The organism is Martinezella lusitana (assembly GCF_014207095.1).
GTDB lineage: Bacteria > Pseudomonadota > Alphaproteobacteria > Rhizobiales > Rhizobiaceae > Rhizobium > Rhizobium lusitanum_B.
This window is the reverse complement of record NZ_JACHBG010000027.1, coordinates 1-16,340: the sequence shown is the minus strand read 5'-3', so window position 1 is coordinate 16,340 and position 16,340 is coordinate 1. Positions and strand designations below refer to the sequence as shown.

General features: G+C 59.5%; 7 protein-coding genes. 5 read left to right on the top strand and 2 right to left on the bottom strand.

Translation table 11 applies throughout. The features are described from left to right. Nucleotides 1-87 precede the first annotated feature (87 nt). The 4 genes from GGD46_RS29690 to GGD46_RS29675 are packed head-to-tail and all read left to right on the top strand — an operon-like array spanning nucleotide 88 to nucleotide 5,586. On the top strand, nucleotides 88-1,443 hold the full coding sequence (locus GGD46_RS29690; protein WP_184710633.1) for a TolC family outer membrane protein: 1,356 nt from the start codon (nucleotides 88-90) through the stop codon (nucleotides 1,441-1,443). 29 nt (nucleotides 1,444-1,472) lie between these two features. Next, on the top strand, nucleotides 1,473-3,626 hold the full coding sequence (locus tag GGD46_RS29685) for a type I secretion system permease/ATPase (protein WP_184710535.1): 2,154 nt from the start codon (nucleotides 1,473-1,475) through the stop codon (nucleotides 3,624-3,626). Beyond that, entirely contained in the window at nucleotides 3,623-4,927 is a 1,305-nt protein-coding gene (locus GGD46_RS29680) for an HlyD family type I secretion periplasmic adaptor subunit (RefSeq protein WP_409527719.1), read from the top strand. Before GGD46_RS29685 ends, GGD46_RS29680 begins: the two co-directional genes overlap by 4 nt. Nucleotides 4,928-4,929: 2 nt before the next feature. Then, nucleotides 4,930-5,586, top strand: coding sequence for a ribbon-helix-helix domain-containing protein (locus tag GGD46_RS29675; RefSeq protein ID WP_184710533.1), 657 nt, complete (start codon nucleotides 4,930-4,932; stop codon nucleotides 5,584-5,586). Between the two features lie 62 nt (nucleotides 5,587-5,648). Here GGD46_RS29675 and GGD46_RS29670 read toward each other — a convergent pair whose 3' ends face one another. Both GGD46_RS29670 and GGD46_RS29665 read right to left on the bottom strand, forming a co-directional pair. Then, the gene (locus tag GGD46_RS29670; RefSeq protein WP_184710531.1) at nucleotides 5,649-6,599 is read right to left on the bottom strand and encodes a transglutaminase-like cysteine peptidase; all 951 of its coding nucleotides are present in this window, start codon (nucleotides 6,597-6,599) and stop codon (nucleotides 5,649-5,651) included. A gap of 234 nt (nucleotides 6,600-6,833) precedes the next feature. Next, nucleotides 6,834-8,045, bottom strand: coding sequence for a hypothetical protein (locus GGD46_RS29665; protein ID WP_184710528.1), 1,212 nt, complete (start codon nucleotides 8,043-8,045; stop codon nucleotides 6,834-6,836). Between the two features lie 241 nt (nucleotides 8,046-8,286). Here GGD46_RS29665 and GGD46_RS29660 point away from each other — a divergent pair. Next, nucleotides 8,287-16,340: DUF5801 repeats-in-toxin domain-containing protein (locus tag GGD46_RS29660; RefSeq protein WP_210325761.1), on the top strand; the 8,054-nt coding region annotated here is incomplete at its 3' end.

Sequence of the window (16,340 nt, the reverse complement as noted above, 5' to 3'; positions counted from 1 at the left end):
GTAGTTTTGGCTACTAAGACGCGATTGATTGCGGCAGTCGGAATCTCGATGGCCATGAGTTCTTTGTCAATTGGTTCTGCCGGTGCGATGTCACTGCAGCAGGCGATTGAGAAGACAATGAAGACCAATCCCCAGATCATGCAGGCTGCGCAGAACCGGGAAGCAACCGAGTTTCAGCTGCGCCAGGCAAGGGGGCTCTACTTGCCCTCGGTTGATCTACAGTCTGGCTATGGCCGCCGTAGACTGTCGGATACGTCATCCGGCGCCCTGTCGCGCACGCATGATTACCTCAATCCGGCCGATGTAAGCTTGACGATTACGCAGACATTGTTTGATGGCGGCGACCGCAAGGCGCAAAAGGACAAGCAGGCAGCCCGCGTTGATAGCGCATCCTTCCGGGTGCAGCAGCGCTCGGAAGCTCTGGCGCTGGAAGTAACGCAGGACTATCTCGAATATACGCTGCAGACGGAAATCGTCGCTGCGGCGGAAAAGAACGTCGCCTTCCACAAGCAGATGGTCGGCAATATCGAGGACAGCATCAAGGGCGGAGCGCTCACCGATGCCGATCGCCTGCAGGGACGCGAGCGTCTGCAGGCCGCCAATGCACGCCTCCAGGAAGCGAAACGGGAACTGGATGCAACGAAGATTCGCTTCCTACAGGTTGTCGGCGAGCCGATCAGCAATGCGCGTCGTCCAGGCTCCGTCGCGCGCTACCTGCCGAAGACGCTGGATGATGCAGTTTTCATCGCACAGAAGAATAATCCGGAGATCTCCTCGGGCAAGGCTGACGTCAATGCCGCCGACGCTGATGTCCGCGGTTCCAAGTCTGCGTTCCTGCCGAAGCTCGACCTTGTCGGTAGTGCCCGTGTCGGCGACGATGTCGACGGCAATAAGGGCAATACCAACGATGTTCAGGTCGGTGTTGTCGCCAAATGGAACCTCTATCACGGCGGTATCGATACGGCACACCAACAGGAACTCGTCCGCCGCGCGGCGGAACAACGTTTTGCGCTGAGCCAGACCTACCGCGAAGTCGATCAAGCCGTTCGTTCCGCTTGGAGCGAGCGTACGAACCAGGCTCAGCTGGCGGGCATTCTGGGCAGCCAGGAAAAGACCAACGGTCAGTTGGTGACGTCTTATCGTGAGCAGTTCAAGGTCGGTCAACGCTCCCTGCTTGATCTCCTGGATGCTCAGAATACGCGCTTCAACACTGAGGTTCTGGCCAAGACCGCGGAAGTCGCGTCGCTTTTTGCCGAATACAAGATCCTTGCCGCATCCGGCAGCCTCTTGTCGACCATGAAGCTGAAGCCCGTCGATCAGGCAACACCCTACGCCCGTGATCAGTTCGCTGTGTCTTCGAATACGGCTGATCCCGGTTACACCAAATACGACTCGCATCAGAAGCCCGGCGTGCCGATGGATCTGCTCGAGCCGATTCGTTAATCGTTACGATCCGAATTGGATAGTACTGGATGTTGAACGTAGCACCTGACGTGTCTGCGAGCGTGTCGCTGCAGACATTCAAGTCGGCATTTAAATCGGTCGCTGCGTTCTACGGTCGCCCGAACTCGGATACTGTGCTGTTTTCTGGCGTACCGGACGAAGTCCTGGAGGCGATGGAGCAGGACGATGTCGAGCGTCTGTCGGAGCGCATCGGCCTGCAGGTGCTGAAGCACAAGGAGCGAGACTGTCGGCTGGGCAATTTCGACTGCCCCGCCATCGTCACCTTTGCCGATGGCGGCGTGCTGCCCTTGCTCGAAATGACCGAAAACGGCTCCTACGTTACCGAAGTCGCGCCGGTCCAGGGAATGTCGAGCCACCTGACGCGGGATGAGCTGATAGCGCTCAATCCGCAGGCCGCTTTTGCCTTCACGCTCTTCTATCAGAACGCCTCGGAAGAGGCGCTCGTCGGTCACGCTATGGAGATCGAGAAGCGTCACTGGCTGGCAACAGCGCTTGTGCCCTACTGGCGCACCTATGCCCGTGTCATGCTTGCGGCGCTGTTCATCAACATCATTGCGCTCGCCTCGCCGCTCTTTACCATGAACGTCTACGATCGGGTGCTGCCGAACAAGGCATTCCCGACGCTCTGGGTGCTGACCGCCGGCATTTCGCTCGCCTATCTCTTTGATTTTCTGCTGAAGACTGCCCGGGCGTCGCTGATTGACTATGCGGGCCGCAAGGCCGATCTACGTCTGTCGCAGGTGATCTTCGACAAGATCCTGAATTCGACGCTGGCATCTCGGCCGATGTCGACCGGTGAATATGCCAATCGTGTGACCCAATATGAGTTCGTCCGCGAATTCTTCACCTCGAACACGATTGGTGTGCTGATCGACAGCCTCTTTGTCGTCATCTTCCTCGTCGTTATCTATCTGATCGCCGGCTGGCTCGTGATCATCCCGTCGGTTGCCTTTGTCCTGTCCGTGACAATCGGCCTTGTGGCCCAGGCCCAGATCGGCAAGCGCATGGCAACGGCGACCAACGAAGCGTCGCGTCGCCAGTCGCTGCTTGTCGAGACCATTTCGACCATCGAGACGCTGAAGAGCCTGCGTGCCGAGGCAACCATGCTGCGCCGCTGGCAGGAACTGACGAAATATTCGAGCCGGACCAGCGAAGACATCAAGCATATCTCTTCGAATGCCGTCAATTTGACAATGTTCCTGCAGCAGATGGTCAGTGTCCTTATCGTCGTTGCCGGCACCTACGAATTCTCCGAAGGAAGGATCGCCATGGGCGCGATCGTTGCCACCGTCATGTTGGCGGGCCGCGCCGGGGCGCCCTTCGGGCAGATCGCCATGACACTGGCACGCTTTCGTCAGGCCACCATGTCGCTGCGCATCCTCGACAAGATCATGGAGCAGCCTGATGATCGCCCGTCGACCGTCGGCTTCGTCAACCGGCAGATCCGCAGCGGTGGGTTCAGCTTCCAGAACGTCTCTTTCCAGTATCCGGGGTCCGACCAGGCCGTAATCAATCAGCTCTCCTTTACGGTTGCGCCTGGCGAGAAGATCGGGATCATCGGCCGGATCGGGTCTGGCAAGACAACGCTTGGCCGTTTGCTCGACGGGCTTTTCCAGCCATCCAGCGGTCGCGTCCTGATCGACGGCGTCGATATTCGCCAATACCATATGGCAGAGGTGCGTGCTGCCGTGGCGGTCGCGGGCCAGTCGTCGGACCTGTTTTCCGGTACGGTCAAGGAAAATCTGCTGCTTGGTCGGGCCGATGCGACCGACGAGGAGCTGCTGGCGGTCTCGCGCATGACCGGTGTTGAGGAATTCGTTGCCATTCACCCGCGCGGCTTCGATATGCCGGTTGGCGAGCGTGGAGCGAACCTGTCGAACGGCCAGAAGCAGGCACTGACCATCGCGCGGCTCCTGCTGACACGGCCGAAGATCGTTTTCCTCGACGAGCCATCCGGGGCAATGGATCTGGCCAGCGAACGCCATCTGATCAGCAGGCTGACCAACGCATTCGGTTCGGACACGACGCTGCTGGTCGCCACCCATCGCCACAGCATGCTGGAACTGGTCGATCGTCTGATCGTCATCGACAAGGGCCGCATCATCGCCGACGGACCGAAGAACGCCGTGATCGAGGCGATGCAGCGCAAGGCGGTGCAATGATGCGCGCTTCCAGTCACAATATCCACGATAATCCTCCGCTTTTCGCCCGGTTGATCCTTGGTCTCTGTGCCCTGATGATTGTGGCATTTATTGCCTGGGCGGCCTTCGCCGACATCGACGAGATCGCACGCGGCGAGGGGAAGGTGATCCCGGTATCGAAGACGCAGATCGTGCAGTCTTCCGAGCCGGGAATCGTCCAGCAGATCAATGTCAATCTTGGTCAGGTCGTTCACAAGGGCGATCTTCTCGTCCAGCTGGACAACACCACGACTGCATCGACGCTCGGCGAATCTGTTGCAAAGGCTCGTGCGCTCGGTGCGAGGGTCGCGCGACTGGCCTTGGAGGAGGCAGGCGCCTACGACGCGCAATTTGTGTGTCCGGCCGATATCCTGGCTGCCGCGAAGAATGTTTGCGGTAACGAGGAAAAGCTCTTCGAGGCAGATCGCGCGGCCTACAACAATAAGCTCGACGTTCTCGACCAACGCCTGAAGCAACACGAAAACGAGCTTGAAGAGGCTCACGCCAATATCGATCGCCTGAAGCAGAATATTGCCGGCGTCCAGAAGCAGTACGACTTGCTGAAGCCGCTCGGCGACAAGAAGCTCGTCGCTGAAACGGAAGTGCTGAAAGTGCATCGAGACCTGGTCGACCAGCAGGGACAGCTTCGGGTCTATGTCGAAAGCCTGGACCGTCTGCAAGCCGCGGTCAAGGAGGCGACGCTGCAGGTCACCGACCTCGGATTGCAGCTGCGCCAACAGGCACTGACGGACAAGGGGCAGGCGTTGTCGGAACTCTCCGTCGTCGACGAGACGATCCGTGGCGCCTCCGATCGGGTCAAGCATACCGACATTCGCTCCCCTGTCGACGGCATCGTGAATACGCTTGAGGTCAATACGATCGGCGCCTATGTCGACGCCGGCAAGGTGATCGCCGGCGTCGTGCCAACCGCCGATACACTGCTGATCGAGGCGAAGATCTCGCCGCGCGACGTTGCGTTCGTGCGCCCGGATCAACCGGCCGTGATCAAGATCTCGGCCTATGATTTCTCGATCTTCGGTGCGCTGGACGGTAAGGTCGTAAACGTCTCTGCCGACAGCCTTGTCGAGAAGGACAAGAACGAGACCTACTATCTCGTGCGCATCAAGACCGACAAATCAGCGCTGGAGCGCGACGGCAAGCACTATCCGATCATCCCGGGCATGGTGGCGTCGGCGGAAATCATGACCGGCCGCAAGACGATTTTGACCTATCTGATGAAGCCGATTAACAAGGCGCGCTCAGAAGCGCTGACGGAGCGGTGAGGATGGTCATGCGCAAGGGAGCCGGAAAAGACGAAGCCGCGATGATCGCCCGCGAAGACGTCCTGCCGTCGGTCGACGGTGATGAGCTGGAGCCGCGCTTCCGCGCGGTGACGGGCGGCGGCGAGCGTCGCGGAATTCGCCTGGAGCGGATCTACTGGGATGGTCTGGGACGCATGTCTGAGGCCGGCGGCATCAGTATCGGTGACTTGGTGTATCACACGGCTGCGGAAATGCCGGAGACGGGCAACCTCGCCTCATTGCTGCGCGTACTGAGCTTCAAATGGGTTCTCAGCCGTCTCGATGCCGTGGAGGATGTCGCGTCGCTGACCAATCTCAACGCGGTGCTTCAGGCCTCGCCGACGCCGGCGGTGGTGCTGACCCAGGAACGTGGCATCAAGCTCTTTAACGATGCCTTTCTGAAGATGCTGCGCCATCGCTTGCCGATGATTGACGATGTTCAGCAGACGGCGCGCACGCTGCGCCTGTCGATCGACACACAGATCGAGGAAGTGCTGTCTGTCCTTTTAGCCAATCGCGGCAAGACGCTAAACACCGGCTTCAAGATCGGTCTCGGCTCACAATCGCTGACGGGCCACATCAATCTGGCCCTTGCGCCGACGCACGAGGCGCCGATGTTGATCGGTTACATTTCCGTCTAATGTGAATGTTGTCGCCGTCGTGGTGACGGGAGCTTGCCCGAGATTCAAAGGGGCGAGCTCCGTTAGTGGAGCTCGCCTTCGCCCGGAGCCACTTTTGTCAGCGGCATTGCGGCGGCCAGTGCTTGTGCATGAGGATCGCGAGAGCCATGCAGATATCCACGGCCGGCAACAATTGAATAGAGCGGCAGATATTCTGCGATGCGCTTGTCGGACAGAACCTCGTCTCGCATGTTGTCGAGGATCAGATTGTTGCCGTTGACGGAGACCGACAGGACGGCATGGTAGAAATGCCGCTTCTGGTCGAAGAGAACAACGAGAGCCATTTGGTCAAGGTCGACGCCTGCATTGTAGAGGGCTGCCATCTTCAAGATCGCATAATCCTCGCAATCACCTTGCTGGCGTGACAGAGCTTCGCTCGGCTTCGCCCAATGATCCGTCTCATGATAGGTTTCCATGTCGGTGGCGTAGCGGATGGCGTGGTTGACGGTGTAGTTGATCGTGTTGATCTTGTCGCGGATCGAGGCGCCGGCCACCTTCTTTTCGGCAGCTGCGACGGCGCTTTCGGCGGCATCACAGCCCTTTGCTCCGCAATCGAGCGATTTGCCTGAGCGGATTTCGGCGAGCGGGCCTGCCAATTTGTCGAGCGCGGCAAGATGTTTGAAGGGGATTGCGACCGTTCCGAACACCGAATCGCCCATCGGGGCATTGGTTGGCGGCGTAGGCCGTACCGGCTGGAACTTGGCTACATCACTGCGTGCAAGGCCGGCAGGCTCAACTGCCAGGTTTGGGGCCAATGAGGCGAGGTCAACGCTCCCGATTGTCTTGGCAACGCTTCCGATCGATGGCGCAAGGATGTCGATGGCCGTGCCGACAAACGGATTTGCAAGCAGATTGAAAACAGGGCGAACGGCATCGCCAGTTGCTGCTTGGCAAGTCATCGGCGAGGAAAGGCTGAAGGCGAAGGAAGCTGCAGCAAGAGCTGCAAGTATAAGTTTATTCTTCTTGCGTTCCATTGGCGCTTAATTCTCCCTGTTTGAGAGAATAATGCGCGAAACCTCTGAATATGACGTTCTGAAAGCTGGATAATCTAAGTATAAATTGGGCGCTCAAATAAGTATAAAATTTGATTGGGTTCGGTAGGAGATCATTAAGGAAGAGGCTGCCCCATCCGTCGGCGCGATCAAGCGCCGCCGCAGTAGCAGCGCGCGAGCACACCGGAGGCACTGAGCCTGGTCTGTCGCTCTAGCTCAAAACGATTGTGATGGCTGGGTGGTGACCTTCAGTTTGCCGCCGTCGATCTTGTTGATCACCATTTTACGTTCTACCACGCCAGCGGCGTTGAAGCGGAAAAGCCCAGTCGTGCCGCGGAAGCCAACCTTGTTCATCAGGTTCGCGGGCGTTATCGCTAGCGGGCCCTGGGAGCGAATGAGGCCGGAGGCGATCGCCATCGCATCATAGCTATAGGAGGCATAGATAGTCAGCGGATGGTTGAAGTGGCGCTGATAGCGCTCGGCAATAAGCCCGCTGCTTTGAGTATCGTCCGTTGCAACAAATGCACCCGTCACAGCGGGTGTCGAATAGGCTGATTGCGGCCACTTATTGGTGCCGACCATCGCCTGAGCGGGAATGGCTGCGCTGCGCACTGCGCTTGCCACCACGCCCACTTGCGCCGTGTCGCCGAGAATGACGATGATTTCCGCAGACTGAATGAGCGGCCGGTTCTTGGTGAGAATATCTGCGGCCTGATCGTTTGCGTTGTAGCGGCCAAGGCCCATGAAGGTGTTGCCGCTGTTCCAGAGGGCGTTGCTCAACCTCGTGCTGTCGGCTTGTGAGAAATCGGCGGGAACCAGTGCCGATACCTTCTTGTGCCCCCCTGGGCCAGCGGCTTTGGTGCCCTCCGTCGCGCTGTCGATTTCGTCGGAGGCAAGGTTGAAGACATCCGTGCCGGTTGCGGCCATGCTGCTCGCCAGATTCAGCAATGGCGGGCGCTGGGTGGCGGGAATGGCGGCAATAGCAGCGGTCTCCGCCGGCGGCAGATAGCTTACGATCAGTACAGCATTTCGGCCCTTGGCTGCCGCAACTTGCGCGGCCACTCCGGCAACACCTGGGCCGACGTTCTTCACGCGCAGTCGAATTTGATTGTTGCCGAGTTCACCGACGCCAAGTACGGCACCGTCACGAACATCACGGGCTGGACCTTCATAGAGGCCGGCGGTGCCTTTGCGCAGTAGCAACGTAATTTCGGTACCGCTGTCGTTGCCATAACTTTCGTCGATGGCGGTGGACGGCATTTTAATGTCGTCTTTCTTGCCGTTGTTCTCAAGCCCGACACCGTCCATCTGACAGCCGGCGAGGCCAGCACAGAGCATAAGCACCGCGCCGCGCGCTAGTTGCCAATTCCATCTGCGCGCCAGCCGTTCAGTCAAAGGGTTCAACGAAAGGCTGATCGCAAACGGCACAACTCACTCCCCAATTCTCTAGATCAGGCTGCGACAGCCTATTGGGCCGCATTTGCACACCGCGGCTGACGTAAAGTCAAGCGGTATACTTAATGAGTTGTTCTTCGGTTGAGTTAACCATCGGTAAAATAATTCTGCGATGTTGCATAACCGGCTATATCGGTGGGGTTAACGAAGTATTGCAATCAACCCGCTCCCGTAATTGATTGCGGCAAATTATGAGACACCGGGAGCCAGACCCATGGACGACTTGCGCATTTCGACCGTAGACCACGAAGCTGCTTCGCACGATTTTGCGTCGAGCGGCCGGGACGAGGCCAATGCCGTTGCAGACGAAATCAGCGCCCATCAACCGCTGCCACTGTCTGAGAACGCGGATGTTGCAGCTTTCCAGGTGGCGCAGGCAGCAGAACAGCAGGCAAACGGCAAGACCGACCGTCTTGCGGCAAACCAGCCGCAAAACGCAGCCCCGCAGGCGCCGATCCAGATCGTGCCGGATCAAGGCAACGTCGTACATCTGCCGCCGAATACCTCGATCGACGATATTCACGTCGAGGGCCGCAATCTCGTTCTGATTCAGGCCGACGGCACGCGCATTGTCATCGTCAATGGCGCGCTGCATGTCCCGACCTTCCTGATTGGCGAAGTCACGCTGCCGCAGCAGGCCGTTGTCGCCGCGCTCGAACAGCAGGGTATCAATGTTGCCGAAGGTCCCGACGGTTCGGTTCATGCCGGCAACAGTGTGACTTCGGGTCATCAATTCACAGACACCCAGGCGGCAGGCCCTCGCACGCCTCTCAACCTCATTGGTCTTCTCGGCCCCGGCGGCGCGTTCGGCAATGGTGGCGCTGGTGACTTGTCCGGCACACAGACCAGGGTTCCCTTCATCATTCCGCAGGCGACCGAAGCTGCCTCGCTGATCGAACGCGGAACCAGCACTGGTGACTTTCTAACCTCAATCAGCACCGGCCGCTTCGGCTTTGGCGGCAACAACGCTGCGATTACCACTGTCACGCTGGTTGGCGAGGCAGAATTCACCGGCAGCGGCACGCAACCGCTGTCAGGCCTGACCTCCAACGGTGTTTCCGTTGTTGTCACGCAGAGCGGCCAGACCGTCACCGGCGTCGCCAATGGCGTCACCGTCTTTACGCTGGTGTTCAACGCTGCGACCGGCGAATTCACCTTTACGCAGCTCGCTTCCCTCGACCATCCCCGCGGCGCCAATTCCTCGACCGATGTACTTCAACTTCAATTCCAGTACACGGTCTCCGACGCGAGCGGTCATACGGTTGCGTCTACCGCGAACGTCAACATTGCAGACAGTGTGCCGGTTGCGGCCGTCGGGACTGCTGGCTCGGTTACCGAAGGTGCTCTGACGGGCGGCAATGAGAACCCGCACGTCGCCACCGATGCGATTGCGACCGGTTCGCTGAACATCTTCTGGGGCGCCGATAGCGGCAACACCGACAAGGGTGGCCTTGGCGACCGTTCGGTTGCCTTCACCAACGCCAACGTCACAACGGAAGGCCAGGATGGCGCAACGCTGAGCTCTCATGGCCTTGCAGTTCATACAGTCCTGCTGGCCGATGGTACGCTGGTTGGCTACACCGGTGAGGCTGCTCCGACGACTGTCCTGGATGGCAAGGGTGCAGTCAACGCGAACGTCGTGTTCTACGCGACACTGTCGGACACCGACAACGGCCACTATAACTTCACGCTGGTGCAGTCGCTCGACGATGCCAAGGGTTCGGATGCCATCAAGCTGACCTTCGGCTACACGGCAACGGATTCGGATGGCGATAAATCCTCGAACAGCTTCTCGGTCACCGTCGCCGACGACAAGCCGGTTGCCGGCACCGGCGACGCCGGCTCGGTCACCGAAGGCGCACTGGCGGGCGGCAATGAGAACCCGCATGTCGCCACCGATGCGATTGCCACCGGTTCGCTGAACATCTCCTGGGGTGCCGACAATGGCAACACCAACCAGGGTGGCGCCGGCGACCGTTCGGTTGCCTTCACCAATGCCAACGTCACGGCTGAAGGTCAGGACGGCGAGGGCCTGAGCTCGCATGGTCAGGTCGTTCATACGGTCCTGCTGGCTGACGGTACGCTGGTCGGCTACACCGGTGAGGCTGCTCCGACGGCTGTCCTGGATGGCGAGGGCTCGGTCAAATCGAACGTCGTGTTCTACGCGACACTGTCGGATACCGATAAAGGCCACTATAACTTCACGCTGGTTCAGTCGCTCGACGATGCCAAGGGTTCGGATGCCATCAAGCTGACCTTCGGCTACACGGCAACGGATTCGGATGGCGATAAATCCTCGAACAGCTTCTCGGTCACCGTCGCCGACGACAAGCCGGTTGCCGGCACCGGCGATGCCGGCTCGGTCAACGAAGGCGCACTGCCGGGCGGCAATGAGAACCCGCATCTTGCCACCGATGCGATTGCGACCGGTTCGCTGAACATCTCCTGGGGTGCCGACAATGGCAACACCAACCAGGGTGGCGCCGGCGACCGTTCGGTTGCCTTCACCAACGCCAACGTCACGGCCGAAGGTCAGGACGGCGAGGGCCTGAGCTCGCATGGCCAGGTCGTTCATACGGTGCTGCTGGCTGACGGCACGCTGGTCGGTTACACCGGTGAAGTCGCTCCGACGACTGTCCTGGATGGTGAGGGCTCGGTCAAATCGAACGTCGTGTTCTATGCGACGCTGTCCGACACCGACAACGGCCACTATAACTTCACGTTGGTACAGTCTCTCGACGATGCTAAGGATTCCAATGCCATCAAGCTGACCTTCGGCTATACGGCGACGGATTCGGACGGCGATACGTCTTCGAACAGCTTCTCGGTCACCGTCTCCGACGACAAGCCCGTTGCCGGCACCGGCGATGCTGGCTCGGTCAACGAAGGCGCACTGCCGGGCGGCAATGAGAACCCGCTTCTTGCCACCGATGCGATTGCGACCGGTTCACTGAACATCTCCTGGGGTGCCGACAACGCCAACACCAACCAGGGTGGAGCAGGCGATCGTTCGGTTGCCTTCACCAATGCCAACGTCACGGCTGAAGGCCAGGATGGCACGCTGAGTTCGCATGGTCAGGTCGTTCATACGGTGCTGCTGGCCGATGGTACGTTGGTCGGCTACACCGGCGAGGCTGCTCCGACGACTGTCCTGGATGGTGAGGGCTCGGTCAAATCGAACGTCGTGTTCTACGCGACGCTGTCGGACACCGACAACGGCCACTATAACTTCACGCTGGTACAGTCTCTCGACGATGCTAAGGATTCCAATGCCATCAAGCTGACCTTCGGCTATACGGCGACGGATTCGGACGGCGATACGTCTTCGAACAGCTTCTCGGTCACCGTCTCCGACGACAAGCCGGTTGCCGGCACCGGCGATGCTGGCTCGGTCAACGAAGGCGCACTGCCGGGCGGCAATGAGAACCCGCATCTTGCCACCGATGCGATTGCGACCGGTTCACTGAACATCTCCTGGGGTGCCGACAACGCCAACACCAACCAGGGTGGAGCAGGCGATCGTTCGGTTGCCTTCACCAATGCCAACGTCACGGCTGAAGGCCAGGATGGCACGCTGAGTTCGCATGGTCAGGTCGTTCATACGGTGCTGCTGGCCGATGGTACGTTGGTCGGCTACACCGGCGAGGCTGCTCCGACGACTGTCCTGGATGGTGAGGGCTCGGTCAAATCGAACGTCGTGTTCTATGCGACGCTGTCCGACACCGACAACGGCCACTATAACTTCACGTTGGTACAGTCTCTCGACGATGCTAAGGATTCCAATGCCATCAAGCTGACCTTCGGCTATACGGCGACGGATTCGGACGGCGATACGTCTTCGAACAGCTTCTCGGTCACCGTCTCCGACGACAAGCCGGTTGCCGGCACCGGCGATGCTGGCTCGGTCAACGAAGGCGCACTGCCGGGCGGCAATGAGAACCCGCATCTTGCCACCGATGCGATTGCGACCGGTTCACTGAACATCTCCTGGGGTGCCGACAACGCCAATACCAATCAGGGCGGCGCCGGCGACCGTTCAGTTGCCTTCACCAACGCCAACGTCACGGCCGAAGGTCAGGACGGTACGCTGAGTTCTCATGGCCAGGCGGTTCATACGGTTCTGCTGGCCGATGGTACGCTGGTCGGCTACACCGGCGAGGCTGCTCCGACGACTGTCCTGGATGGTGAGGGCTCGGTCAAATCGAACGTCGTGTTCTACGCGACGCTGTCGGACACCGACAACGGCCACTATAACTTCACGCTGGTACAGTCTCTCGACGATGCTAAGGATTCCAATGCCATCAAGCTGACCTTCGGCTATACGGCGACGGATTCGGACGGCGATACGTCTTCGAACAGCTTCTCGGTCACCGTCTCCGACGACAAGCCCGTTGCCGGCACCGGCGATGCTGGCTCGGTCAACGAAGGCGCACTGCCGGGCGGCAATGAGAACCCGCATCTTGCCACCGATGCGATTGCGACCGGTTCACTGAACATCTCCTGGGGCGCCGACAACGCCAATACCAATCAGGGCGGCGCCGGCGACCGTTCAGTTGCCTTCACCAACGCCAACGTCACGGCCGAAGGTCAGGACGGTACGCTGAGTTCTCATGGCCAGGCGGTTCATACGGTTCTGCTGGCCGATGGTACGCTGGTCGGCTACACCGGTGAGGCTGCTCCGACGGCAACATCCGCCACCAACGTGGTCTTCTATGCGACGCTGTCCGACACCGATAAGGGTCACTATAACTTCACGCTGGTGCAGTCTCTCGACGACGCCAAGGCTTCTGATAGCATCAAGCTGACCTTCGGCTACACGGCGACGGATTCGGATGGCGATACGTCCTCGAACAGCTTCTCCGTCACCGTGGCTGACGACAAGCCTGTTGTCACTGGCGCCATCGCTGTCAGGGCCGACGAAGGCGACATTCACAATCTTCTCTCGCTCGGCAACAACCCGCCCGGTGGGACGCATGATGGCTCGTCCTCGCAGCTGGCACTACTCGGCCTCGGCTTTGCGGCGACGGTATCCGGCTCGGTTGCCTCCACCGTCTCGTTCGGTGCGGACGGCGCTGCAGTCGGCGGCGGCTTCAGCTTCACCACCAATGCTACGTCAACCTTGGCGAACCTGCATCTCACCTCGGGTGGCGAAGCGCTCTCCTATACCGTCGTCAACAATGTGATCATCGGCTATATCGATAACGACCACCATAATGGCTTCAATCCGCTTTTAGACCGTCCTGTCCTGTCACTGGCGCTGTCCGGTAATGGCAGCTTCACCTTCCAGCAATACGACCAGCTGGACAATGTCGCCGGTTCCGGCAACGACCTGCGCTCGGGCAATGGCTCGATCCCGGCCATCGACTTCGGCTCCGTCATTCAGGCGACTGACCGCGACGGTGATAGCGTTGTCCTGACGGGCGGCCTGAGCGTCACCATCGTCGATGACGTGCCGAAGGTCACGCTGGCCCTTACGGGATCGATCACGATCGATGAGAGCGGCAGAGGCGATGACGATGTCAGCGCCACTAAGGCGATCGCGAGCCTGTTTGCCGGCATCACCGGCGGCAACGATTCCCACATGTCGACTGTCTATGCACAGCATAACATCGTCTCTGGATGGGTCTCGATAGGCGCCGACGATGCACCGGGTGCGACGAGCAGCTTGACGCTCCATATCGACAATCCCGACTCCGGCTTGAAGACGACCGCAGGTCAGGCGATTACGCTCTCGCAGCTCGCCGACGGCACCGTAATCGGCAAGACCGCAGGTGGCGATATCGCCTTTGCGATCCGCCTCGATACCAGCGGTAAGGTCAGCATCGCCCAGTACATGTCGCTCTACAATCCTGACCCGTCGAAGTCGGATGGCGATTTGGTCAATCTCTCCGGCAAGCTTTCGGCGGTCCTGAGCGCGACCGATAGCGACGGCGACACCGTCAGCAAGTCCGTTTCCATCGGCGGCAGCATCCGCTTCGATGATGACGGCCCGTCGATCGGTAATGCTGTCTCGGCGCAGACACTTGTCGAGCATAATCTTCTGACCGGTTCGGGTGTGCTGTCACCTTCTGGCATCAGCACAGGCTCGGTAGCGCTCAATTTTGCCTTCGGTGCTGACGGCCCAGCTGCCCACGCCGTCACTTTCGTGGCGGGTTCGAACGGCAGCTATTTCGCCGCGAGCTATGCCAACAATCAGACGCTGGACGCGACCAAGCTCAGCTCAGGCGGCCACGCGCTGTCCTATTCGCTCAGCAGCGATGGCATGACGCTGATCGCCTATACCGGCAGCAATTCCGGCGACACGTCGAGCTGGGTCTTCAAAGTTGTGCTGTCCCAGGACGCCAGCCACGCCAGCGGCGCCTACAACTTCACGCTCTACAAGCCGCTCGACGACGTCAACGGTCAAGCCAATCTCTCGGATATCAGACTGACCTTCCAGGTCGCCGGTCACGATGGCGACGGCGATACCACCAAAGGCACGCAGAGCTTCGCGATCGACGTGATCGACGATGTGCCGACGCTGGTTGATCATGCCGCAGTTTCCGCAACTGTCTCGGAAACGGCAATCAATACCCCTGTGGTGACGACGGGATCTTATACGATCGATTTCAACACGGTGACGCCTGCGACTGCCGGGCTAAAAGTGACGGAAGGCACGGTCAGCGGCGACCATCTGGAGCAGTCGGACAAGAATGGTAACATTGCGCTTGCGTCTGCCAGCACAGGCACGACTTTTGTCCTTACGCAGATGGATATTAGTGAGTCCAGCCCAGGCAACTCGAAGGACAAGGCTGTCACCATCACGGGTATCGGGGCGGATGGCAAAACATACACAACGACGTTTACGCCATCCGACGACAATACGACATTTTCGGTTACGGTCGGGTCTCCGCTTTACAATGTACAGCTGACTTCGATCACAGTTTCTCCGCACGACGCGGCCCGGACGATCACGCTCGACAACATCCATGTCACCGACACGGTGACGACGATACCCACCAACGCCCCTGCAGAGACGACGTTGGATCTGAGCTCGCTGGTCCATGCCAGCGCCGACGGCCCAATGGCATGGACTGTGAACGCGATCACCGCCGGAACCTCTTCCGGTAACCTGACCGGCGGAACGGGACTGACCTACAACGGCGCGGCCATCACACTCGCCAGCACGGATGGGCACACGCTTATCGGCTCCGCCGGCGGCGTCACGGTCTTCACGTTGACGGTCGATCCGACCAGCGGTCATGCCACATTCGACCTGTATCATGCGATCGACGGCGGCAAGACGCTTCCGCTCGATTTCTCGAAATATCTGACGGCTACGGATTTCGACGGCGATCCGGTAACTCCGGTCAGCGGCTCCGTCACCGTCGTCGTTCAGTCTGCTACGGACAACCTACCGACGATTTCCTCTGTGGGCCTGGTGTCAAGCGTCAGTGAAAGCGGCTTGTCGGGGGGCACGGGTACGCCGGGCGTTTCCAACGTCCATTCGGGCAGTATTGCGATTACCGCAGGCGATGCACCTTCGACGGTGACAATCGGCGGCCATACGTTCAATGTAGGTGCTGCAATCGCTAGCGGTGATGCCAACGCCAACATTCAGGGTACCTACGGAACGCTACATATCGTCAGCGTCACCGCGACGGCCATCAATTACACCTATACGCTGACCGGCAAGACGATCGGCGCGGGTAATCATGATGACTTTTCTGTCAAGGTCAGCGATGCGCCGATTGATGGTGAAAGCCAGACTGCGACACTGACCTTCAACATCAGCGACGACAAGCCGATAGCAAGTACCGTTTCGCTCGGCTCTATGCTTGAGAACGACAACGCAACCTTTACTCTTGCTGCGGGCACCATTGCTTTCGGTGCCGACGGGGCGGCTGCGAGCGGTGCGATCCATATCGATAGTGTCAAGGCCACGGGCGATCTCGCCGGGTTGACATTGAACCCGTCGATGATCTCGATCGATGCGGGCCATGTGGTTATCACACCTGGAACTGCATTCGATGCCCTATCAGCTGGTCACACATCGATCCTGTCGATCGGATATACCTTGACCGACGGTGACGGCAGCAAGACCAGCGGTACGTTCAACGTTACGATCAACGGCACGAACGATGCTGCGGTGATCACGGGTGACGCATCTGGCAGCGTGACGGAGGCCGGTGGCGTCAACAACGGGACGTCCGGCGTGTCTACGGCGAGCGGCGTGCTTTCGGCGACGGATGTCGACAGCGATCATTCGTTTACGGTGCAAAACAGCGC

What these genes read in the sequence shown, in the direction of transcription:
- GGD46_RS29670 (WP_184710531.1), bottom strand. Translation starts at nt 6,599, where the DNA reads ATGGAACGCAAGAAGAATAAACTTATACTTGCAGCTCTTGCTGCAGCT.
- GGD46_RS29675 (WP_184710533.1), top strand. Translation starts at nt 4,930, where the DNA reads ATGGTCATGCGCAAGGGAGCCGGAAAAGACGAAGCCGCGATGATCGCC.
- GGD46_RS29685 (WP_184710535.1), top strand. Translation starts at nt 1,473, where the DNA reads ATGTTGAACGTAGCACCTGACGTGTCTGCGAGCGTGTCGCTGCAGACA.
- GGD46_RS29690 (WP_184710633.1), top strand. Translation starts at nt 88, where the DNA reads ATGTCACTGCAGCAGGCGATTGAGAAGACAATGAAGACCAATCCCCAG.
- GGD46_RS29680 (WP_409527719.1), top strand. Translation starts at nt 3,623, where the DNA reads ATGATGCGCGCTTCCAGTCACAATATCCACGATAATCCTCCGCTTTTC.